This is a genomic window from Candidatus Flexifilum breve, from assembly GCF_016713355.1.
Genome location: NZ_JADJPI010000037.1, coordinates 1,040,395 through 1,061,622, shown reverse-complemented (window position 1 = coordinate 1,061,622; position 21,228 = coordinate 1,040,395). Strand labels below are relative to the sequence as shown.

The window sequence follows — 21,228 nt, the reverse complement described above, 5'->3', positions numbered from 1 at the left end:
ATACAATGAGACGAGAAACTTAGGTTGGCCATCAATTAAGGGGTGCAATGAACAAAAAATACGTTGATGAATTTGGGGAGATCCACAAGCAAATACAATTTTCTTTCTGGATTGGCATTTTGCTGTGTGCGTGGCTGGGCAGTATCTTCGCGGTGAGTACAGCGGTCACTTATTACTGTGTCGCCGTAATTTTGTTATGCTTGATCAGCTACCCTTTTCGACAAATGGGGTTTGTGGCGGCTACGGTTGTTTTCATGGCCGGGCTTTGGCTGCTAACTGCCTTCATGCTCTTGAATCACCCGCACACGTTATTTGTAGGCATTCTGGCCGTGCAGATCCCGGTCGTCAGCCATTTGACCAATAATCGCATCGGGGCAGTTGTCGCGTTGGGCAGCTCATTGAGTATAGCGACGGGCACACCCGAGGATACGGTCACCTACATCACTTTGATCTGGATGCTGTGGGGCGTCGGGTTCATCCTCTCCCGCGGTTTGGTTGATGCGATTGAGATCTCGCTCAATTACCAGCGTTACATGTTAATTCAGATGGATGAAGCACGTTCCAGCCGGGCGCAATTGGCCTTTTTGTCAAAGAGCTTAAGCGAAGCGCAAGAACGCCTGCAGCATATGAACAGTCAACTGCGCCATGCGCGCGATGTGGCGGAAGATGCACGCCGCGTAAAAGCACTGTTCGCCGCCAATGTTAGCCATGAACTGCGGACACCGATCAATTTGATCGTGGGTTTCAGCGAAGTCATGGCGATGACGCCGGAAGCTTACGGCGTTCCCCTGCCTTCAGCGTATCGACCGGATGTGCGTGCAATTTACCGTAACGCCAAACACCTGCAAAGTCTGATCAACGACATCCTCGACATCTCGCAGATCGAGGCGGAACATCTGGCCATCATCCGGGAATACAGCGATCTCAGCTCTGTTTTGCAGGAAACCGCCGACATTGCTCGGGGCATGATCGAGGAAAAAGGTCTCAATCTGGTCGTCAATCTGCCGCCGGAACTGCCACACATCTGGATCGATCAGACCCGTATTCGCCAGGTGGTACTCAATCTACTGGGGAACGCAGTTCGGTTTACCGATCGGGGCAACATTACTATGTCGGCTGCGGTGCTTGAGGATGCTGCGGTACAGATCGATATACGTGATACGGGCATCGGGATTACCCCGCAGAATATTGATCGCGTCTTCGATGAGTTCTATCAAGTCCCAGATCGCCACGGGCAGCGGGGCGGTGCGGGGTTAGGGCTAACCTTGAGTCGCAAGCTCGTGCAGCAGCATGGCGGGCGAATGTGGGCGCAAAGTCTGGGCATCCCCGAGCAAGGCAGCACCTTTTCGTTCACCTTGCCCCTGACCAATCACCTGCCCGCCATTGCGCTGCACAACACTACGAAACCGGGACAATCACCCGCTTATCGCAAAGTCATGATCGCCGATCCTGACCCTGCGGTGCGGCATCTGTTTCGCGGCTATTTTCGCAACAGCGAAGTGGTCGAAGCGCATCATCCAGAATCTGCTCTGCCGTTGATCTCGGCACTGCGACCAAATGCCGTTATCGCTCACTTCCGCAGCCTGACGCCGCAGGGAATTGAAGCAATTCAGGTGGCAAGCCCAGAGACGTCGATCATCGAATGTGATTTGCCGAGCGGCCGGCGGGCGATGCAAACGCTCGGAATTCACGAGTACCTCGTCAAACCGATCTCGCGCGAAGGCATTCTAGCAGCCATCGAAAACCTGAATTGTGCGGTGAGCAGCATCCTCATCATCGACGACGAACCCGATGTGGTTCGGATGTTCCGCCGCATGCTGCAAGCCACACTGCCAATCTGCACGATTCGACAGGCATATGGCGGACACGACGGATTGTATCAGATGCGCGCGCAGCGACCCGATGTCGTGATTCTGGATATCCTTATGCCAGATATCGATGGTTTCTCGGTCATCGAGGTAATGCAATCCGACTCCAACTTATCACGAATTCCGATCATTGTCGTCTCGGCCAAAGGCGCTGCAGAAGCGATTGTGCCGCGGTTGTCCGGCGAGATCCGAATCGCCCGTGCTTGTGGCTTTGAACCCATCGAACTCGTCAATAGTCTGGATGCGTTCGTCAGTCAGTTGAAGCCGTATTTTGATCAAGAAGGGACAAGAAAGCCAGTTGATTAGGCGGTTTCTTTAGAAATCCGCGCGCACCCAGCGATAAGGCGAGGTCGGGCGTTTCCAGAACCGAACATACGAAGACCGGGATATTGCGCAGCGTAGTATGCCCTTTGAGGCGCTGCAAAGTTTCCCAACCATCTTGTTCAGGGAGCATCACATCGAGGATGATGAGGCTCGGCTCGCTGGTCTGCGCAATTGCCAGACCTTCGCGGCCACTGGCTGCGCCGATGACGTTATAGCCAGAGGCCGCGGCATAGCGTCGGAACAAATCCACTACATCCGGGTTGTCATCGATAACGAGGATGGTATGTTCTTCGTAGGGGACGAGCAGCGTGAAGTCGGGATCATCGTCGGTCGCTTGCAGGCAGCGTAAACTGAGACTCTGAGCAAAATGCTGCCATGTCTCGTCCGCCATGATGTGCTGCATCAACAGGGGACTGGTGGTAGGACTCAAGCCGAACAGGTGAATCTGGAGCAGGTTGTCGCTCAGTTCATAGCAGATGGTGAGTTTGCCATCGTCATTAGCTACTTTGACCACCTGCGACAACAGCCAAATCAAACATTGGCGCAAAAGCAGCTGCGAGATGCGTACAAAGGCGGTATCCTGATCCAACTTTTCCAAATCAATGTGCACATGGTGCTGCTCTGCCAATTTCTCGACCGCTTGAATCGCGCCAAGGATGAGATCGTCAATATCACTGCGCTTGTTCGCCTCAGGATGCTGAGTGTAGGCGCGCTGGATTTCGGGACTCGAGCGTGATTGATGGATGTCCCTGTGGGTCGGCGGGCTGACTGACGTACAACCAAAGGATTTGACTCAACGCCTCCAATGCACGGCGATGTTCGCGATAAAACTGCCGATGACTAAGGGCTAACTGGTGCATGATCTCCTGCACCGGTGTCTCATCCACGTAGCGCAGCATCAAAATGTGATAGGGACGTGTTTGCTTAGACCGGTATCCCGCTTCATCCTTGAGTTTGAGCGCTTCAATTTTGTCGATGATGATCTGGCGCGCTGCCTGCACCTGCCGCGTTCCGGGCAGATCTGGGGCGAGGCGCTGTACTAACGGATTGCTCTGCAGCATCGTAAAGTCATACAGGTTGGCGAGACATTCCCGTACCTGTTCCTCAAATTCTGCCGGGTAAATGGTCACATTCATTCGTCTCTCTGTGCACAATGTGGCAGAACTATGGCACACCAAGGGCACATTCTGCATGATAACGTCATGCTGTCAACATATACCACGAGGCATAGGGTTCAGCCACAAGCGTTTCCGATCAAGCACCTCAGCTGGATACGCGTTGGCAAAGGAGGTCATGGACACGAATTGACACATGAGATTACAGATCATCTCGCTAGTTTTATATTACTTGGTAGGAGATCGCTGATGAAGACAGTCAAGTTACTCGCAATATTTCTGCTTCTTCTCGTCCTGACGGGCACACTTGTTTCCGCACAAGATGAAGGTGGCTTTCTGGAAGTTTGGGATCAATTCGAATACTACGGAATGACGGCGGCCGGTCCTGCGCTCGAGATCATTCATGCCGCATGGCAGGAAGAAAACCCGAATGTTTTTCTTGATCGTTCGGTCTTTGGCGGCGGTTTGCCCATCCGCAATGCCGTCGAGTTGGCGCTGAACTCTGGCGATGCGCCCGATGTGTTTTACTCATGGCCTTCGGGCGCGGGCTTGACCGCGTATGCACGTGAAGGATTCCTCCTCGACCTCACCCCCTACGCCGATCAATACGGTTGGTGGGATCGTCTGCCACAGTGGGCTATTGAGCGTAACATGTATGATGGCAAGCTCTACGCCTATCCGTGGGAACAGGATCTCGAATACGTCTACTACAACACGCGCATCTTCAGCGAACTCGGTCTTGAACCGCCGCAGTCGTTTGACGATATCCTGAATTGGTGTCAGGTAGCCAGCAGCGCGGGATACATCCCGATCGCGCTCGGCAACGGTACGCAGTGGCCGGCTGCCAACATGTTCACCGATATGGTCGCGCTGGTGGGCGGTCGGCAAGTCGGTCTGGAAGTCCTGCGCAGCGAAAGCAACTGGAACCGCCCTGAGCTGGTCGAAGCCTTGGAAATGATCCTCCAGATGGTCGACGCCAACTGCTTCTCCGAAGGCTTCAACGGCGTTGAGTACGGCGACTCGCTTGGACAGTTCTATACTGGGCGGGCGACCGCCATTTGGACAGGCACATGGGTCATCCATGATGTGGTGGGCAATGTGCCGCAAGGCGAACTCGACATCTTCTACATGCCACAGTTGAAGGAAGGCCTCCCGCAGGCGACCCACATGTCGGAAGGCTCAGCCTACTACATCTGGTCAGGTACGGAGAACCCCGATCTCGCAGCCGCTTACATCAACTTCATGACTTCGCCCGAGTGGGTATCCACCTGGATCGAACAGGGTTACACCATCCCAATTCAGGCGCAGCCGATTGACTGGTCGCAGTATGACCTCGACCCGGTGATCGAAAAAGCGTTCAGCATTGGGCAGGCGATGCAGGATGTCAACGTGGATGCTTTCCACACGACGACCGCGCCAAATGTCGTCCGCCAACTGTATCAAGGGATGCAGGGCGTACTAAGCCGCGAATTGACCATCGAGGAATTCCTGAACGCGATGGACGAGCAGGCCGCCATTGCCGTTGAACTGGGCCAAGTCTGGGCTCCAGGCGAAAGACAGCAGTAATTCGCCGTACTAAGTTCGCTGAATAACACGTCTGGGGTGTGTTCACCCGCATCCCAGACGTGAGATTTCTGTCCTCGCCTACGAATGACATCGGCTTTCTAAATGAACATAAGCAGATCCGTAACGCTCTCGAAAAAAATAAAGCCGCTGCTGTTTATCGCACCGGCGCTGATTTATCTCGGCATTTGGATTTACTATCCCATCATCCGAAATTTTGTCCTCAGTTTCATGGATGCCCCAACCCCACGTTCCCGCGATTACTTCTTTGTCGGCCTCAAAAATTACGCCACCCTCTTTCAGGACGAAGTGTTTTTAGGTGCGGTCTGGCATAACATCATCTGGGTGCTGCTGAGCATCGCCATTCCGGTGGTGATCGGGTTTTTGCTCGCGGTGCTGCTCTCTGGTCGTCGTCGCAGCCGCTTGATTTACGCCAGCATCTACTTCATCCCACACACAGTTGCCGCGTTGATCGTCGCGATTGTCTGGCGTTGGATTTATGACCCGAACATTGGGCCGTTGAATCAAGGTCTGGAACTGCTCGGTCTGGCTGGTTGGACGCGACATTGGCTCGCCGATGAATCGATTGTGCTCTTCTGTCTCAACATGATGGGCAGTTGGTCGTATGTCGGCTTTGTCGTCCTCATCTTCCTCGCTGGTTTACAGAACATTAGCCCGGAGCTGTATGAAGCCGCTAAGCTGGATGGCGCGAACGCGGTGCAGCAGTTGATCCGCCTGACGATCCCCCTGCTCCGCAATACAATCATGTTCGTGGTGGTGTACACGATTATCAATTCGATGAAGTTCTTCGATCTGGTGTTTGTGGCGACCAATGGCGGCCCGAATGATGCCAGTCAGATCGTCGGCGTCTATATCTATAACATCTTCCTCCGTGAAGGGCGCATCAATTATGGCGCGACAATGAGTACGGTGCTGACCGCCATCATTCTCGTAAGCAGCATTTTTATCATTCGTCACATTGTCCGGGATCAGGAAATATGAAGACGACGATCGCTTCGCGATTGCCAATCAGCCGCAAGGCACACCAGCGCTATGGCGCATCCAGACTTTTCGGTAATGTCACGATCCATGCGGTGCTCATCATAGCCGCCATTATCGCGCTGTTTCCGATCTATCTGATGTTCAACGCATCGCTCAAATCGTCACAAGAGCTGTTTCAGAGCATCGTCGCGCCGCCTATAGCTCCGCGCTGGAGCAACTTCAGCCTGATCCTTGTGGAGCGCGGTTATTACCGCAATGTCATCAACAGCTTTGTGCTCGCGGCTTCGACTACAGTGATCTCGGTCGTGCTGTCCGTGCTGGCAGGCTACGGTTTTGCGACCTATCGTTTTTTCGGCAAGCAGGTGTTGTTCATCACCGTGTTGATAGGGCTGATGGTATCGGAAACGTCCGTGCTAATTCCCGTATACAACCTACTGCAGGACCTTGATCTGCTTAACACCCGTGTCGGCTTAATCCTGCCGCAGGTGGCGCTCGGGTTGGCCTTCGGCGTGTTTCTGATGACCACCTTCTTCAAAGAGATTCCCAAGTCCATGCTCGAAGCCGGCATCATCGATGGTTGTTCGGATGTGCAGCTGCTGCGCTATGTCATCGTTCCGCTGTCGCGTCCATCGATTATGTCTCTCGGTCTGATCGAGTTTATGTGGGCATGGAACAGCTTCTTCTTCCCGCTCGTGATCGCCACACGTCAGGAGGTCAAGCCGATGAGCGTGTCAATCATCGACTTCATGGGACGTTTCACCTTCAACTATGAGCTGGTTGCCACCACCACCGTGATTATGTTTGCCCCCATTCTCGTTGTCTATCTGCTGACTCAGCGCAGCTTCCATCAGGGCATCACCTTCGGCGCAATCAAAGAATAAAGGATACTTAAACATGTCTAAATCGAATTGGCACAGTGATTTTCGCTATCGTTTTCCGCTCACAGTGTACGACAGTCTGGGCGGGGGGCGCGACGATGAGCCGGTGGCGCTGGCGCTCGCCTTTCCGATTGTGCGTCCGCATCCGACTGGACTATGCTTAACTGACAGCACAGGTACGACTATCCCGCTTCAGATCGCGCAATCGACGATCGGCGCAGATGGCAAACTCGAAGCAGCAATGATCCATTTTCTTGCGTCAGTTGCTCCCGGTGCGGGCAGCCACACCTACTATCTCTACTTTAGCCCAGACGCTCATCAACCAGAGGCATACACGGGCATTCAGCAGCTGCCGAGCGCGCTGGCTGATGGTTTTCGTCGATTAGATACAGGACGCTTATGTGCTTGAACTCTGCCGCGGCACCGCAGGGGCACGGCGGCAGCAAATGGGGTATTCGCCACTTCGAAGACAAAAATCAGAGCATCAACCTGATCAAGAACAACAAAAATGCGTTCGGAGGCGTATATGGGCCATTCTTCACACCGGAAAATGGGCTGGTCAATCCGCCCGCGCACGCGATTGCCGACTTCGAGGTGATCACGGAAGGCCCTATTCTGTGTCAATACCGGATGAAAGTAAATGTGCCGAACGGACTGCTCCCCGAACTGACGAATAAGTCAATCGATGTGGTGTGGTCATTCTATTGGAAGTCATCATGGTTTGTCCGCACGTATTTTGTGGATGAATACGAGACGAAAATTGACGGCAAACCGGTACGCAATCGCATCACCGTTGGCGATGAAATCGAGAGCGGCAAAAACAACCTTCTCCTCTCCACCTACCGCCACTACGACGGCACACGCTACCGTGCAGGCGACCTGTACGCCGAGATTTTACTCCAGCGGCTGAAAGATTTGCAGAACCGCAACCCGGAAGCGGTCAGTGCGGCGATGGCCAAGCTTGGCATTGATCCGGCAGAAGACCCGGCGAGCTGGCACTGGGACAATTACTGGCGCATGTTCTGCGTGCTGGAAATGGCCCTGCCCCGTGAAGTGTTGACCGAAGAAGTCGAGCGTATCTGGAAAAGCGCCAACCAGATCGTGTGGTCGGACAAAGAGCACAATCTGATGAAATACACCGATGATGCCGTCGACGTGAATCGCGAACCGCAGCAAACGATCTTCCCGCTCAACGCGCAGAAGACATGTGAGTACAGTGCGCTCACCGATTACTCGTTCGTGCGCTACGTCAATCGCCCGATTCCACGTATGCAAATTGTGCAGCGTTACGACAGCGGGTGGGTCAACTGGGGAACGAACGGCGAGAATGAGTACCCTGAGCTGCCCTCCGGTTCGACGATCTGGTCGGCCTATGGGCAGTTCGCAGATTGGAAAGCAGAAGTCGATCGCATGGAAACACCAGTTGCTGTGGCCGTTGGCGCACTTGAGCGTCACTACCCACTTTAGAATGTATGCTGTGCTGCTACCCCTTACTTAGGAGTTGATGGTTATGAAAGCAGTTCTTTTTCCCGGTGGCAAACAAGTTCAAATTGTTGAGCGACCCGTTCCGCAGCCGGAAGCGGACGAAGTGCTCATCCGCACGCGGGCATCGGCGCTGTGTCGCAGCGATATGAGCCTCTATAACGGCAATCCGATCGTCGGCGGGGATGCGACGCTGACGGGTCAAATCATCCCCGGTCACGAAGCCGCCGGTGAAGTCGTCCAAGTAGGTCAGGGAGTGACCGAGGTCAAAGCAGGCGACCGGGTGGCTGTCTACCTCGCCTTCGGCTGTGGCTCGTGTACGCATTGTCGCAACGGCGACCTGATGCTCTGCGATCAGTGGAAGTGTCTCGGCTTCGATCTCAACGGTGGCGATGCGGATTATGTCATCGCCCCGGCGTACAACTGTCTCAAACTGCCCGACACCCTCTCGTTCGAGGCGGGCGCAGTCATGACTGATATGGTTGGGACGCAGTATCACACGCAAAAGCGACTCGACATATCCGGGACAGATACCGTCGCGATTTTCGGCATCGGGCCAATGGGATCGGCGGGCATTCTCATTGCGAAGGGGCGCGGGGCGCGGGTGATCGCCGTCGACGTACTGGACAGTCGTCTAGAGATGGCAAAGCAACTGGGCGCGGATGAAGTGGTCAACAGTTCGACGGAAAACGCGGTTGAACGCCTGCGCGCCTTGACGGGCGGACGAGGCGTCGATGCGGCGATTGACTGCTCCGGCCATCCGGTCGCGCAGAATGCCGCGCTCGATGCGGCGCGTAAGCTCGGCAAGGTCGCGTTTGTAGGTGAATCGCGTTCGACGACTATTAACCCCAGCGACCAGATGATCCGCAAGCTGCTGACCGTGATCGGTGCGTGGTACTTCCCCATTGGTGAATGGACAGAATTGGTCAATTTCGTCGTCGAACGTCAGATTGCAGTAGACAAGATGATCACACATCGGTTTTCGCTCGACCACGCTGCCGAAGCCTTCCAACTCTTCGATCAGCGACAGACGGGCAAAGTCGTTTTTGTGTGGGATTAACAACACTCTGGAGCACAAAATGAAACTTTCATTCAATACGTGGGTCTATTCGAGTTTTCCCGTGTGGGTTCCTGCCTATCCGCTCGAAGAAACAATCAAGCGTTTGGCTCGCATCGGCTATGACGGCATTGAGATCGGCGCGGCAAGTCCGCACGCCTACCCGAAGTATTTGAATCACGAACGCCGCCAGTTCATCAAGCAGGTGCTGGACGACAACGGGATCGCTGTGTCCAGCATGCTGCCGGCCCCCGGCGGCGGCCCCGGCTATAACCCGGCTTCGATCCTCCCGGAAGAGCGGCAGGAAACCGTACAACAGTATCGAGAAGTGATCGAATTATGCGCACAGTGGGGTGGCAAAACCGTCATTTATCTGGCGGGCTGGCAAATCTTCGGCGTGTCCCGCGCGCAGGCGTGGGACTGGAGTCGGAGTTGTCTGGTTGAGGTCGCGAAAATCGCCGCCGACCACGGCGTGACGATGGTAGTCGAACCCCAAGCGGTGGATACCAACCTGATCGAAGGTTGCGACGATGCAATCCAGTTGATGGAAGACGTCGGCGCGCCAAACGTCAAATTGATGTTTGACACGATCCATGCCATGTATCGCAGCGAAGTCTTGACCGACTACGTCTATCAGATGGGCAAGAATCTCCATCATCTGCATTTGTCCGACAATGACCGACTGCCGCCAGGGCAAGGTCGCGGCGATTTCGTTTCGCTGGTCGCGGCACTCAAAGAAATCGACTATCAGGGCTATCTGACAATGGAGATCGCCTTCAATCGCCGGGATATTGAACCGGACAAATGGCTCGTCAAGCCTACGACTATATGAAGTCGTTGGTGCGGTAATTAAAGCCGCAAACTTTCTCTGCCAAAATCCATCAAGAGCCCTGAACAGTCTGTTTCTAGGGCTCTTAGGACTATACGAAATAGGATTATCTTCGGCCAATTGCTTCCCTAGCACAATGTCTTAGAACGAAACGTGTTTCTACTTTGAAAAAGGTTAATCCACTGATTCGCTCACAGCTTCACGTGTTCTACCCCCGATAAAATGGCTCATCCGCAAATTGATGTTGTTGGCGAATCGACGCAGGAGGGAGTGTGAGGGAAAATACGCTGAATAAGGTCGTGTTTCCAGCCTCAACTTCACAAGGAGTTCCATGATGTCTTTGCAGCCTCGATTGGTTTCGGAAATCCCCGAAGAGACGCAGTGTGTTGCGAAAGCCGCTTTTCGTCAAGGCAATCGGGCGATGCAGATGCGCGATGAGCTGGGAACGCTCTTCACCGACGAGCAGTTTGTCGATCTGTTCCCCAAGGTCGGTCGTCCTGCCGAAACGCCGTGGCGATTAGCGCTGGTGACGGTACTGCAATTTGCAGAAAACCTGACGGATCGCCAGGCAGCAGATGCCGTGCGCGGACGGATTGACTGGAAGTATGCCTTGAGTCTGGAGTTGACCGATGCAGGTTTCGACTTCTCGGTCACGAAGCGTCATCTCTTGAGTTGGTCAACCTTCCTGCGGTCACTATCCTATGGCAGCTCTGGCTGCAAAACTTCGACCAAGAGGATGGTCACGTTCGTTTACGGGAGGCGAAGGACCAACCACCGTCGGCGCAACGCATTGCTTCTCCCTACGATGTGAAGGCGCGCTACAGCAGCAAACGCGATGTTTCCTGGACGGGCTACAAAGTTCAGCTGACGGAAACGTACGCTACGGACCTCCCGCATCTCATCGTCAACGTCGAAACCCGTTCAAGTACGGAACCGGATCATTCCGTTACTCCCATTGTGCATGACCATCTCGCCCAAAAGGGCTGCCTCCCGGCTGAGCATTTCGTTGACCAGGGGCTATATGTCGGTCGAACAGCTGGCTAATGCCTAGGAGTAGCACCAGATTGAACTCATGGGCGCGGTTCCAGATGAGAACAGCTGGCAAGTGCGCCAGTCCGGCTATGACAGCCGCCATTTCAGCATTGACTGCGAGCATACTTCTGCGGTGTATCCCCAAGGGAAACGCAGTTGCAGTTGGTCGCTAGCCAAGACGCGCTCAGACCGTGTATGGTGGAAAAACCTTTGTATGGCTTTTCTGGAATGGCTCCCCGACTAGCTGCCTGAGATCGTGGCTGGTTGTGGGCCTGAGTGAGCAGATGGCAAAGACTGAGGGAGGGAACTGGAGGATGAATGGCTGTGGTTAGTTGGTGCGCGCCTCCTCTAGCATGTGCTTAAGATACGTTTGGAAGGGCATCTGCTGCCCGAGCAGCCCTTGGATCTCCCGCTCACATAACAGCATACCGCCCTGAAGAACATGAAATACTTTGCGTGTGGCATCGAGCAAGACACCCACTCGGGTTCCAGCATGCGCATAGCCAACGTAGTAATCGTATCGTCCGACGGAGATAATGCCATTGCGTCCAACCCGCCGACGAAACAGGCGACGATGATAATGGGTGAGCCAAGTATCGGGTCGACCATGTCCGGGACGGGGGGAGCACTGGGAGTTGAGGGAATGCTTGACCCGGTGGACGGTTGCCACAGGCTAAGGACTGGTTGGCACGCTCATGGTTGTAGAAGTCACGGTAGATCTGTAACTGGTCAGCCGCCTCGCGCCAATCCTTTGGCGGGTTCACGCATAGACACTCGTGCTTGAGGGTGCGGATAGAGCGTTCAACGAATGGTTTGTGCTGGGGTTTTCCGGGTTGAACCACGTCCGGTTCAACGCCGACGCAGCACAAGAAGCGCATGAGCGGTGAGGGATAACCGTCGGTCAGCCAATTCCCAACAAACCGGGCATCATTGTCAAACCGCAGTTGGCGTGGCAGTCCTAGGCGCAGCAGCAAAGACGCAACTGCCAGCAATGCAGTTTCAGCGTTGTAGTGTGTCTGCGTCTGTGTATCGACGAGAATGGAAGTTCCCCGGTCGACGACCGACAAAAACTCCAGGGCGTCACCACCTGTCCAAAGTCCATCTCCCAGTGCTGCATCGGTTCAGGACGCTCCAGGGGATGACGTTCGTGTACTCGCGTCGGGATACGTCCTGCTTCCTTCAATATACGCCAGATGGTGCGGGTTGAGCGCGGTAGATACACTGCCCGCTGACGTAAAACCGGGTCGTGATGGAGGTGGTACAGAATGGGCTTGGCACCGACTACCCGCCCGTAGCGAGCTTTGAGTTCATCACGAAGACTGAGGATGGCATCGCGAACGAGCGGTACCACTTGAAAAGGATGTCTCGTTGGCACTCGAGGACGGCTCCTAAACATCGCCAGCGACGGCGGTTCTGCTTCCCGAAACCGTTTGAGCCACTTCTTCACCCAACTCAGACTGCGTCCTAGGGAGTGCGCCAGGTGAGCTAAGGTCCAGTCTGGATACTGACGGCGTAATTGAAACAGGCGAATGCGGTCCAGTTCCCATTCGGCTTCCCATCGTTTTTCCTCCCTCTTCGGTTGCTACCGCGAAGATTAACGGGTCACGATGTTAGGAAGCTAATCGAGGAACTGTTTCAGAAAAGCCATACAACCTCATCCGAGGGGAAATTCAAGCAGCATCGCGATAGTAATCGTGCAGAATGCCTCCGAGAACCTCGCGGCATCGGATGACCCCTTGTGGAGAACGTGGTCTAGGAATAGGCACTTGCTGATCGAGTCCCTGATGAGGACGAGACACATTGTAATAATCAATGTATTCCTTGAGAACACGGATGAGATGCCGCTGATTCAAAATCAGCAGGTGGTCAAGGCATTCTTGACGAACTGAACGTACCCACCGTTCAGCGACGGCATTGGCTCTCGGCGCTCGAAACGGCGTCCGCACAATGTCTATGCCTTCTGAGACGAAGACCTGATCGAAGCTGGTTGTGAATTTGCTATCCCGGTCATGAATGAGGAAGCGCATCGGTATGCTCGACTCATCCAACTGCCAGACGAACTGCCGCGCCTGTTGAGTAACCCAAGCAGTATCGGGGTGGGGGGTGCAACCCGCGAGATGGACGCGCCGTGAGCCCAGTTCGATAAAGAAGAGGACATACAGCGTTTGCAGTTGCAGCGTTTCTACGGTGAAGAAATCGCACGCGAGCATCTGCTCTCGGTAGTGCTTCAGAAAGCTGCGCCACGAACTCTTGCCGCGTTGAGGCGCAGGCAGCAGGCGATGACGGCGCAGGACGTTCTTGATGGTCGTTGGATCAACGACGAAGCCAAGTTTCAACAACTCGCCTTGGATTTTATCGTACCCCATGCGCGGGTTCTCTCGCGCGATCCGCACGATCAGCGCCTCGATCTCGCCGTCAAGCTTTGGACGTCCTCCGTGGTTTCGTCGCCGAAAAGTCCACTTCCGACGCACCAGTTCTCGATGCCATTTCAGCACGGTTTCCGGTTGAACCAGCAACACGGCTTCGCGCAGTCGCTCCTGCCACCGCTGCGTTTGGCGCTGCAAACGGGTCGTGAAGGCAACGAGCATCAGCTTCTCAGGACGCGAGAGACGCGGTTTCTTCTTGACTTTGCGCTCTAGCACACGGAGTTGCTGCTGGAGGAGCGCAATCTGCAAGTCTTTCTCGTCGGGCGCAAGGCGGATGGACGCAAACAGGTCAACGATGAGTGTGATAAGGCACAGTAGGAAGTGATAGACCATCAGTCAGGGGATCACGTCTCGGCTAGACATTAATAGGAGAGAAGCATAGCATGGTCTTCCCTTCTATTTGAGGTCATGGTCGGTGTCAGACGGAGTTTTTCCACCATACAAGTATGGAGATCTGTCCAATCGGCGCGCGGAACACACTGGGCGTACAACCCGGTAACAGGAACCGACAGTAAGAAGATACAGAACAGCAGCCACTATGCCCGTCTACGCACTGATGAACTCCCTTCAGACTATGGTGTTGGGCGCGCTTTGACCCATTCAGATTTGGAGCCCTTGCTCAACACTTCAGCCTCAGTTTAAGGGAAGGCGCAGGGGCGTTTCTTCGGAAAATGGGTTGAGTTGAAGGGGGATATTTGCTGCGGCGGATATTCTGGCAGATGTCGGAACTCAATTAGGGCAAATGTCTGGGAACAATGTTATTCACCCGGCGTATTGCCCCTGTAGACCAACGGTTACCCTAAGCTGAAAGATGACGCTAACGCTGCTGCCAGATCGTGAGCAGCACGAGATTGATCAGCACAAATATGCCGAACACAACGGCGGCTCGATGCTGTCCTGCAAACCACAACGCACATACGCCAAGCAAGAACAGGATGACTTCAACCATCAAGCGCAGCGGATCAGCCAGTCGATGATTCGCTTTGGAGGCGATCCACACTCCCCAGATGACTGCCGCAGCCAGCGACGCGCCAATACCCGCTGCCCAACGGAGAACGCCGCCGTTCCCCTGAAAACCTCAGTGCCCCAACGTTGCCAGCAGCCCCAGTTCCAGCAGAAATCGTAAACCTAAATTCAACGCCGTCATGTTGACTTCTCCGCTTGAGCTTTGAGCAACGCGAGCGAAGACGCGATTGATTTCGTCAGGAATGCCCGGTCAAACCAAGCCAGCAAGCGCGTGAACCAGCCCGACAACGATTCCTCGACCGTGACCCGCGTGCCTTCGGGAGTCGCCTCAAAGTGCCACAGATGAATCGCCTTCATGCCTAGCGAACCCCCCGTCCAGCCAATCTGGTGGCACGGGTCAACCACTTGCAGCGTCGACGTAATCGCCAAGCCCTGCGCTTTCCAGCGAAACACGCTGCCTGCTTTCAGTTCACCTTCTAGCACTGCGCGGTTGATATTCGGCTGCCACTGCGTCCACTGCTCGATATTCGCTTGCAACGCCCAGACTCGTTCAAGCGGCGCATGGATGAGGATGGAGTCACGGGCGGTCACCGGTGCATTCGTATCAATCTGCATGATGTTATTCCTCACAAGACGAGTATGAACTCAGCATAATGGACGTGTACGTCCGAATCTCTACCCGAACGGGTAGAAAACATGTCAGGCGATCAGATGGAGTTCACGCGCCCGCTCAATCGCTTGAGTCCGGTTGCCCACGCCGAGCTTGCTGTAGATTTCTTTGAGATACCACTTGACCGTATTCACCGAGACGAAGAACTGATCCGCCATTTCCTGATTGGAAAGCCCCTCCGGCAGCCGCCGCAGCACTTCCAGTTCCCGTTCGCTGAGCGGATCGAGCAAGTCGGGATGCCGCCCTTTCGCCGGATTCAGATCGCGCTCTACCTGAAGGATGCGTGCTGCAAACGGATGGCTGACCACTTTTAGGATCGGCTGAAGGGCGGCAAGCTCGTCAAGAAAAACGCGCACATAGCCTTCTGGGGCGGCGAGTTCCAATGCATTAGAAACGATGGCTTGAGCGCGACGTGGTCTTCCCTGCTTGAAATGGAGAACAGCGAGCAAGACATACAACCGGGCGAGAATCGTGGACTGGCGCTGCTGCTCCGCGACGGCGATCAACCGGGTTAAGCGAGCGTACGCCGCCTCGAAATCCTCCAGAGCGAGGTAAGCGCGGACGAGTACTACCTGCTCGATCTGGAACCACCAGTGAAACACAATCAGTTCGCGCTCGATCCGTTCGGCGTGACGCGCCACCCATGACTCTACGAGATGCAATCGTTCGGTTAGGAGATGCTGCCATGCCTGACAGGCGGCGGCAGTCTGGACGAGCCAGGGCACGCCGACGGCAGCCGCTTGTTCAGCCAATTGATCGAGGTACTGCTGCGCGCGGTCGAACTGCCCGCTCGTCTGTCGAAGGCGCGCTGACCAGATCAAGCCATCAATGATGATGTCTGCTACTTCGCCTTCCTGTCCGCGTTCCAGCCCGACGTCAAAGTAGTGACGCGCCGCATCAAGTTCATTGCGCTCATAGGCGATGCGTCCGGCGGCAATATCGGCGAAACCGCGCAGAGGCGACAATTGGGCATGATGCTGTTCAAGGGTCGTTTCGATCCGAGTGAGGAAACTGGCGGCAGATTGCATGGATCCCCGCTCCAGTTCCACTTGCGCACGAAAAGCGCAGGATGTGACCAGCGTGTGAAGATCGTTCGCCTGCCGCGCCAGCGCTATCGTCTGGTCGTTGTAGTCCTGCAGCGCAGGCAGATCACCGCGCATCATCGCGGACGAGGTGAGATTCATGGTGGTGAATGCCTGCCACACCACATCATCCGGCGCAAGCGCGGCTTTTGCCTGTAAGGTCAACTGATAACCAGAATCGCCGCCGTCGAGGATGCGCCTCATGAACGCGCGCAAACTCAAAATGCGTCCGCGCCACTGCCCCGCATCATCTGCTTGCGACAGGGCATGTTCAGCGTGGCTAAGGTACGTCTCCATCTGCCGCAGTGCGCCAGCGGGCAGCATCGTCCATGCTTTGAGCACACACAACCCCGCCGACGCTTCGACGACTTCCGGCGGGAGCTGATCCGACCAGCGCAGCAGGCGCTTGAGTTCGCCCCGTACCCAGAAATAATCGCTGTAGCGTTCGATTAGCCGCGCCGCTTGATCCCAATGTTCGCCCGCCAAGGCGTAGTGAATTGCCTCGGAAGATAACCCCTGTTCGTCACACCACGCGCTCGCCAATTGATAGAGCCCGCTGATCGCTTCAGGATACTCTTTTTTGAGCCGAAAGCGCAGCAAATCGGCAAATAGATGATGATAGCGATACCATGTGCCGTCATCGTCGAGCGGGATCAAGAAGAGATTCATCTGCCACAGCGTATCGAGAATCGGCGCGGAGTCATCAATTCCGGTCAGCCGGGTGCATAAGGGCGCGCAAAAACGCTCAACGACCGCCGTTTTCAGGAGAAACGACTGCAATGCTTCGGTGAGTTGATTAAAGACCTCCTCAACCAAATACTCGGCGATATAGCGATTGCTCCCCGTGAACGCCTGAATGAATGCCTTCACATCGGTGCGTCCGCGCAGCGACAGCGCGGCGAGCTGCACCCCGGCAATCCAGCCTTCGGTGTGCTGTTCGATGGCGGCAATGTCATCGTGTACGAGCTTCAAACCCATTCCCTGATTGAGGAACTGGTCCGTCTCGTCTAAGCTAAAGCGCAGATCGGCGGCACGGATTTCGGTCATCTGCCGTCGAGCGCGCAGGCGTGCCAGCGGGAACGGCGGATCGCTGCGCGTGGTCAGGATCATATGCAGGTTCAATGGCAGGTAGTCGAGCAGGAAAATCATTCCCCGGTGGAGGTCTGGGTTTTCGATGACATGGTAATCGTCCAATGCCAGCACCACCCGCTGACCGGATTGTCCGATCTGATTGAGCAGTTCCGTCAATAGACTCTTGATCTCCGGCAGCGCAGTGCCGCTTAACCCGTCGAGCCGAAGATTCAGCGTAGGGCAAACCTGCTCGAATGCCGCGATCAGATAACGCAGAAAGCGCGCCGGATCGTTATCCTCGGCATCGAGCGCGAGCCACGCCAGCGCCACATTTCCCGTTTCGCTGGCAAACCAGTCCGCGATCACCGTCGTTTTCCCCGATCCGGCGGGTGCAGCGATCAACGTGAGTTTGCCCGCCAGTCCGGCATGGAGCTGATTTATCAGGCGTGGACGGCGGATGTGATCGGGAGACGCTTCAGGCATGTATAGTTTCGTCGACACCAGAACGTTGTCCACAGTCAAACCCTATAGAGTATCAAAATAGTTAATTACTATGTTCATTATAAACATTTGGGAGATTTTGAACATTACCCCGATTTCTACCCGATGGGGTAGTGAACGCCGACGGTCATTTCCATAGTATGAAGTCATCGTAAACGCAGCAAATGACCTCTGAAAGGGAAAATCATGAGTCTCAAACACTGGATTCCGCTTCTGATCCTGATTGTTGCGGTGGGAATCGGCGCGGTCGCGATGAACAGCAGCTCAACAACATCGTTCCATGATACAGCGCCAACTGTCTACCAAATTAGCGCGGGCGGTTTCAGTCTCATCCTCCCTGACGATTGGATGATCAGCAGTGCGTCTGCCAATCCGTGGGGCGTGGAATACTATGTTGGTCCCGCCCCATTGACCGATGGCATGAACAGCTATGTGCTGGTAGCCGATGTGTCCCTACATGATACCCCGGCGGAAATTGAGCGTCTGCGTCAGCAGTGGGCAAGCGCATCTGTGAGTGTATCCGCTGCACAGATCGACGAACGCCCCGCGACGCACGTGCAGATCACCCTTGAGGATGGGAGCATCCTTGATCATTACCTCGTCGAAAACAGCGGCAGTCTGTATTCGCTCTGGTTTCATGAAGCCGACAGTCTGAGCACGCGCCACGACATCCTCAATAACTTCCGCTTCATTGAGTCGTGAACCGCTGACCCTATGCCGTGCTATCGCGTTGAGGTGGCAGCGCTGCTGGACGAAGACTGGCGGCTGTGGTTTGAGGGCTGGGAAGTCATGCAGATCGCAGACGGAAACTCGGTTTTGACCGGAAACGTCCGCGACCAGACCGAACTGCATGGGCTTCTCGCCCGCCTCCGTGACCTGAATTTGAAACTCATTTCTGTAACTCTGGAAGCCAATGATTAATGAGGAGAGGAAAGATAATGAAACGTCTACTGTTCGTCGTCACCCTGATCACGCTGTTGACTCTCCCCAGAGTTGTGAGCGCTCAACCCACTGCGCCACGCTATGAGCTGACCGCCTGCCCCATGCCCGTTCCCACAGGGGTAGTAGTCGAGTGCGGTTACTACGAAGTGCCGGAGAATCGCACTCGTCCGGACAGCCGCCTCATCCGGCTGCCGTTCGCCATCCTCAAGAGCCAGAGCGCGAGCCCGCTGCCCGATCCCGTCGTCTTTCCGTCAAGCGGCGGACCCGGCGGCAGTTCGCTTGATTCGCTGGCGGCGTACACGGGATCGCTGTATCTCCGTGAACGCGACTTCATCTTCGTCGAACAACGCGGCAACAAGTACGCGCAGCCCGCACTCGACTGCCTCGATGTACAGATGGCGATGTTCGCCAATTTCACGACGAATGATGCACGGGAAATCGAAATTGAGCGCGAAGTCGCCGCCGCAGAAGTGTGCCGGGATCAGCTCGTCGCACAAGGCATCGATTTGACGACCTACAACACCGTCGAGAGCGCCGCTGATCTGGAGGCTCTGCGGCAACTTCTCGGCTACGAACAGTGGAATCTGGTCGGCACCTCCTACGCGGCGCGTCTGGTGCTGGCGACGATGCGCCTGTATCCCGACGGAATTCGAAGCGTCGTGCTCGATTCAGTCGATAACCCCGCTGTCAACATGTATGAGCAGAATGTCCCAACGCTGGCACAGGCACTAAATACGTTGTTCGCTAACTGTGCAGCCGATGCGGAATGCGGTGCCGCTTATCCCAAACTGGAAGTTCATTTCCAGACAGTCATCGACCGCGCCAACGCCGAGCCACTCGCTATCCGCGTCACCCATCCAGTGACCGAAGAGCCAGTCATGCTCAACCTGATGGGAGATGATCTCATCATCGGCATCTTCAACGCGCTCTACCAGCGCAATACGATCCGGTTCCTGCCGTTCATCATTGAAGAACTCTATGCGGGCAATGCCAGCGTGATCGAGCCGGTGGCACAGGTAGGTTTCAGCAATATCTTCTCGCGAGCACAGGGGATGCACTATTCCGCCGAATGCCACGAAGAAATTCCGTTCAACGATTTTGAGCAGCAGCGCGCACTTGCCAGCCAATATCCAAAACTGGCGAACTTCCTCCCGTCGATCTCTGTCCCGGCTATCTGCGCGATCTGGGGCGCGGGCACCGCCGATGCCGTCGAAACCGAAGCAGTTACCAGCGACATTCCCGCGCTTGTCCTCGCCGGAGAATATGATCCGATCACCTCTCCCACTTTCACACAGGCAGCGGCCAATCAACTGAGCAGCAGCTATTTCTACCTACTGCCGTATTTCGGACACGGGATACAGGATCAAAGCAGTTGCGCCAACCAACTGGCGGCGGCATTTATCAGTGATCCGTCACGCGCACCCGCACTCGACTGTCTGCAAAACCTATCACCGCTGAATTTCGTCACTACGGGTGCAGACATTCTCCCGACGCCATTGATCTACCGACTCAATCGGGAAATCAGCGCCAGTCGGAACATCGCGCCGATTGCCGCCGCTGCACTCGCCGTGATAGTGCTGATCGTGCAACTAGGCGCTTTCGCGGTCAGGCTGGCGACCCGGCGGCTTGCCCGATGGCTGATCGCTCCCTGGTTACTCGCCACCGGGATTGCCGTGTTGAATCTGCTGTCCCTCGTCTGGCTGTATTTCATCGTCGCGGACACCGATGTCACGCTCCTCGGCTTTGGCTTGCCGTCATCCGCCTCGCTGTGGCTGCTGCTGTGGCGCGTGAACCTCGCCCTCACGCTGATCGCAGTGCTGATACTGGTATGGCTGTGGCTGAAGCGGAGTACGATGGTCGTAATGACGCTGGCGAGCGCGCTCAGTGGACTGGCGCTGCTGCTGATCTGGAGTCTGTATCACGGCAGTTTGCCTCTGATTTAGACTGCAACCTCACCAACCTACTCTCCAGCGAGTGATAGTATGGAGAGTAGGTTATCAAGCCGAATTACACACCCGGCTAGATTCGCTCCGGCATGACTTGAGCCTGCGTGATCAAGCCAGCGACCGCCTGCTCAAATCGGCGCTGCCAGTTTCCTGCGATCAGGGGTTTGATCAGCCCCATCAGCGTACCGTGAAACACTTCGACATTGATGATTCGTGTTCGGTTCTCACCCAGCGACTCAAACTTCCAGAGGTGGCAGGGCTTCATTCCTTTTCGTCTTTCCACCACATGACCTGTTCCTGCGGGATCACCGTGCCGACGGTTTCGGCGGAGATCACTTTTCCGAGAGGAAATCCGAGATCGAGTGTTTGCTCGAAACGCCGCCCAACCCTGTAGTAGCAAAAAACCTTATCCACACTGTATCTTCCCTAGTTGAGTATGACAGTCGTCAACGAGCACACGCCCATCAGCTTGCG

At 55.3% G+C, this 21,228-nt stretch carries 21 protein-coding genes and 1 pseudogene; 13 read left to right on the top strand and 9 right to left on the bottom strand.

All coding sequences use genetic code 11. From position 1 onward, the window contains the following. The first annotated feature begins 47 nt into the window (after positions 1-47). The gene (locus tag IPK17_RS35595) at positions 48-2,174 is read left to right on the top strand and encodes an ATP-binding protein (protein ID WP_343422469.1); all 2,127 of its coding nucleotides are present in this window, start codon (positions 48-50) and stop codon (positions 2,172-2,174) included. On the opposite strand, the gene IPK17_RS35590 is transcribed toward IPK17_RS35595, so the two are convergent. Both IPK17_RS35590 and IPK17_RS35585 read right to left on the bottom strand, forming a co-directional pair. Next, complete coding sequence (locus tag IPK17_RS35590) at positions 2,119-2,802, bottom strand: response regulator (RefSeq protein WP_343422468.1); 684 nt, start codon at positions 2,800-2,802, stop codon at positions 2,119-2,121. The genes IPK17_RS35595 and IPK17_RS35590 overlap by 56 nt on opposite strands. 79 nt (positions 2,803-2,881) lie before the next feature. Beyond that, positions 2,882-3,328 carry a hypothetical protein gene (locus IPK17_RS35585; RefSeq protein ID WP_343422467.1) on the bottom strand — a complete coding sequence of 149 codons (447 nt, stop codon included), beginning with the start codon at positions 3,326-3,328 and terminating at the stop codon, positions 2,882-2,884. A 228-nt stretch (positions 3,329-3,556) separates the two neighbouring features. On the opposite strand from IPK17_RS35585, the gene IPK17_RS35580 reads away from it, so the two are divergent. The 8 genes and pseudogenes from IPK17_RS35580 to IPK17_RS35545 form a co-directional block, all read left to right on the top strand. Continuing rightward, positions 3,557-4,873 (top strand): ABC transporter substrate-binding protein, encoded by a 1,317-nt coding sequence (locus tag IPK17_RS35580; protein WP_343422466.1) that lies wholly within the window; start codon positions 3,557-3,559, stop codon positions 4,871-4,873. Positions 4,874-4,975: 102 nt separating this feature from the next. Continuing rightward, positions 4,976-5,872, top strand: coding sequence for a carbohydrate ABC transporter permease (locus IPK17_RS35575; RefSeq protein ID WP_343422465.1), 897 nt, complete (start codon positions 4,976-4,978; stop codon positions 5,870-5,872). After that, the gene (locus IPK17_RS35570; RefSeq protein ID WP_343422464.1) at positions 5,869-6,753 is read left to right on the top strand and encodes a carbohydrate ABC transporter permease; all 885 of its coding nucleotides are present in this window, start codon (positions 5,869-5,871) and stop codon (positions 6,751-6,753) included. The genes IPK17_RS35575 and IPK17_RS35570 overlap by 4 nt, the downstream gene beginning before the upstream one ends. A gap of 13 nt (positions 6,754-6,766) precedes the next feature. Continuing rightward, the gene (locus tag IPK17_RS35565; RefSeq protein WP_343422463.1) at positions 6,767-7,159 is read left to right on the top strand and encodes a hypothetical protein; all 393 of its coding nucleotides are present in this window, start codon (positions 6,767-6,769) and stop codon (positions 7,157-7,159) included. After that, complete coding sequence (locus IPK17_RS35560; protein ID WP_343422462.1) at positions 7,150-8,217, top strand: hypothetical protein; 1,068 nt, start codon at positions 7,150-7,152, stop codon at positions 8,215-8,217. Before IPK17_RS35565 ends, IPK17_RS35560 begins: the two co-directional genes overlap by 10 nt. A 43-nt stretch (positions 8,218-8,260) precedes the next feature. Then, a complete protein-coding gene (locus tag IPK17_RS35555) occupies positions 8,261-9,292 on the top strand; it encodes a zinc-dependent alcohol dehydrogenase family protein (protein ID WP_343422461.1) in 1,032 nt (343 codons plus the stop codon). Positions 9,293-9,311: 19 nt separating this feature from the next. Beyond that, entirely contained in the window at positions 9,312-10,121 is an 810-nt protein-coding gene (locus IPK17_RS35550) for a sugar phosphate isomerase/epimerase family protein (RefSeq protein ID WP_343422460.1), read from the top strand. A 331-nt stretch (positions 10,122-10,452) separates the two neighbouring features. After that, positions 10,453-10,770: pseudogene (locus IPK17_RS35545) on the top strand (transposase); the annotation flags it as partial. A 793-nt stretch (positions 10,771-11,563) separates the two neighbouring features. Here the strand turns inward: IPK17_RS35545 and IPK17_RS40840 are convergent. The 3 genes from IPK17_RS40840 to IPK17_RS35540 form a co-directional block, all read right to left on the bottom strand. Beyond that, on the bottom strand, positions 11,564-12,028 hold the full coding sequence (locus tag IPK17_RS40840; RefSeq protein ID WP_350341680.1) for an integrase core domain-containing protein: 465 nt from the start codon (positions 12,026-12,028) through the stop codon (positions 11,564-11,566). Between the two features lie 80 nt (positions 12,029-12,108). Continuing rightward, entirely contained in the window at positions 12,109-12,681 is a 573-nt protein-coding gene (locus IPK17_RS40835) for a hypothetical protein (RefSeq protein ID WP_350341679.1), read from the bottom strand. A 139-nt stretch (positions 12,682-12,820) separates the two neighbouring features. After that, entirely contained in the window at positions 12,821-13,909 is a 1,089-nt protein-coding gene (locus IPK17_RS35540) for an integrase core domain-containing protein (protein WP_343422458.1), read from the bottom strand. A gap of 478 nt (positions 13,910-14,387) precedes the next feature. On the opposite strand from IPK17_RS35540, the gene IPK17_RS41195 reads away from it, so the two are divergent. Continuing rightward, entirely contained in the window at positions 14,388-14,702 is a 315-nt protein-coding gene (locus tag IPK17_RS41195) for a hypothetical protein (RefSeq protein WP_343422457.1), read from the top strand. Between the two features lie 17 nt (positions 14,703-14,719). Here IPK17_RS41195 and IPK17_RS35530 read toward each other — a convergent pair whose 3' ends face one another. After that, positions 14,720-15,157, bottom strand: coding sequence for an SRPBCC family protein (locus IPK17_RS35530; RefSeq protein WP_343422456.1), 438 nt, complete (start codon positions 15,155-15,157; stop codon positions 14,720-14,722). A gap of 84 nt (positions 15,158-15,241) precedes the next feature. Further along, the gene (locus IPK17_RS35525) at positions 15,242-17,848 is read right to left on the bottom strand and encodes a winged helix-turn-helix domain-containing protein (protein WP_343422455.1); all 2,607 of its coding nucleotides are present in this window, start codon (positions 17,846-17,848) and stop codon (positions 15,242-15,244) included. 204 nt (positions 17,849-18,052) lie between these two features. On the opposite strand from IPK17_RS35525, the gene IPK17_RS35520 reads away from it, so the two are divergent. From IPK17_RS35520 to IPK17_RS35510, 3 genes are read left to right on the top strand one after another with little or no spacing between them, the layout of a single operon-like run. Next, the gene (locus tag IPK17_RS35520) at positions 18,053-18,568 is read left to right on the top strand and encodes a hypothetical protein (protein ID WP_343422454.1); all 516 of its coding nucleotides are present in this window, start codon (positions 18,053-18,055) and stop codon (positions 18,566-18,568) included. Positions 18,569-18,580: 12 nt separating this feature from the next. Continuing rightward, a complete protein-coding gene (locus IPK17_RS35515) occupies positions 18,581-18,787 on the top strand; it encodes a DUF8691 family protein (protein WP_343422453.1) in 207 nt (68 codons plus the stop codon). Between the two features lie 17 nt (positions 18,788-18,804). Next, complete coding sequence (locus IPK17_RS35510; protein WP_343422452.1) at positions 18,805-20,751, top strand: alpha/beta fold hydrolase; 1,947 nt, start codon at positions 18,805-18,807, stop codon at positions 20,749-20,751. Positions 20,752-20,827: 76 nt separating this feature from the next. Here IPK17_RS35510 and IPK17_RS35505 read toward each other — a convergent pair whose 3' ends face one another. Then, a complete protein-coding gene (locus tag IPK17_RS35505; protein ID WP_343422451.1) occupies positions 20,828-21,019 on the bottom strand; it encodes an SRPBCC family protein in 192 nt (63 codons plus the stop codon). Beyond that, on the bottom strand, positions 21,016-21,168 hold the full coding sequence (locus tag IPK17_RS35500; RefSeq protein ID WP_343422450.1) for a hypothetical protein: 153 nt from the start codon (positions 21,166-21,168) through the stop codon (positions 21,016-21,018). The genes IPK17_RS35505 and IPK17_RS35500 overlap by 4 nt, the downstream gene beginning before the upstream one ends. Positions 21,169-21,228 lie beyond the last annotated feature (60 nt).

What these genes read in the sequence shown, in the direction of transcription:
- IPK17_RS35595 (WP_343422469.1), top strand. Translation starts at nt 48, where the DNA reads ATGAACAAAAAATACGTTGATGAATTTGGGGAGATCCACAAGCAAATA.
- IPK17_RS35585 (WP_343422467.1), bottom strand. Translation starts at nt 3,328, where the DNA reads ATGAATGTGACCATTTACCCGGCAGAATTTGAGGAACAGGTACGGGAA.
- IPK17_RS35580 (WP_343422466.1), top strand. Translation starts at nt 3,557, where the DNA reads ATGAAGACAGTCAAGTTACTCGCAATATTTCTGCTTCTTCTCGTCCTG.
- IPK17_RS35575 (WP_343422465.1), top strand. Translation starts at nt 4,976, where the DNA reads ATGAACATAAGCAGATCCGTAACGCTCTCGAAAAAAATAAAGCCGCTG.
- IPK17_RS35570 (WP_343422464.1), top strand. Translation starts at nt 5,869, where the DNA reads ATGAAGACGACGATCGCTTCGCGATTGCCAATCAGCCGCAAGGCACAC.
- IPK17_RS35565 (WP_343422463.1), top strand. Translation starts at nt 6,767, where the DNA reads ATGTCTAAATCGAATTGGCACAGTGATTTTCGCTATCGTTTTCCGCTC.
- IPK17_RS35560 (WP_343422462.1), top strand. Translation starts at nt 7,150, where the DNA reads ATGTGCTTGAACTCTGCCGCGGCACCGCAGGGGCACGGCGGCAGCAAA.
- IPK17_RS35555 (WP_343422461.1), top strand. Translation starts at nt 8,261, where the DNA reads ATGAAAGCAGTTCTTTTTCCCGGTGGCAAACAAGTTCAAATTGTTGAG.
- IPK17_RS35550 (WP_343422460.1), top strand. Translation starts at nt 9,312, where the DNA reads ATGAAACTTTCATTCAATACGTGGGTCTATTCGAGTTTTCCCGTGTGG.
- IPK17_RS40840 (WP_350341680.1), bottom strand. Translation starts at nt 12,028, where the DNA reads ATGCGCTTCTTGTGCTGCGTCGGCGTTGAACCGGACGTGGTTCAACCC.
- IPK17_RS35540 (WP_343422458.1), bottom strand. Translation starts at nt 13,909, where the DNA reads ATGGTCTATCACTTCCTACTGTGCCTTATCACACTCATCGTTGACCTG.
- IPK17_RS41195 (WP_343422457.1), top strand. Translation starts at nt 14,388, where the DNA reads ATGACGCTAACGCTGCTGCCAGATCGTGAGCAGCACGAGATTGATCAG.
- IPK17_RS35530 (WP_343422456.1), bottom strand. Translation starts at nt 15,157, where the DNA reads ATGCAGATTGATACGAATGCACCGGTGACCGCCCGTGACTCCATCCTC.
- IPK17_RS35525 (WP_343422455.1), bottom strand. Translation starts at nt 17,848, where the DNA reads ATGCCTGAAGCGTCTCCCGATCACATCCGCCGTCCACGCCTGATAAAT.
- IPK17_RS35520 (WP_343422454.1), top strand. Translation starts at nt 18,053, where the DNA reads ATGAGTCTCAAACACTGGATTCCGCTTCTGATCCTGATTGTTGCGGTG.
- IPK17_RS35515 (WP_343422453.1), top strand. Translation starts at nt 18,581, where the DNA reads ATGCCGTGCTATCGCGTTGAGGTGGCAGCGCTGCTGGACGAAGACTGG.
- IPK17_RS35510 (WP_343422452.1), top strand. Translation starts at nt 18,805, where the DNA reads ATGAAACGTCTACTGTTCGTCGTCACCCTGATCACGCTGTTGACTCTC.
- IPK17_RS35505 (WP_343422451.1), bottom strand. Translation starts at nt 21,019, where the DNA reads ATGAAGCCCTGCCACCTCTGGAAGTTTGAGTCGCTGGGTGAGAACCGA.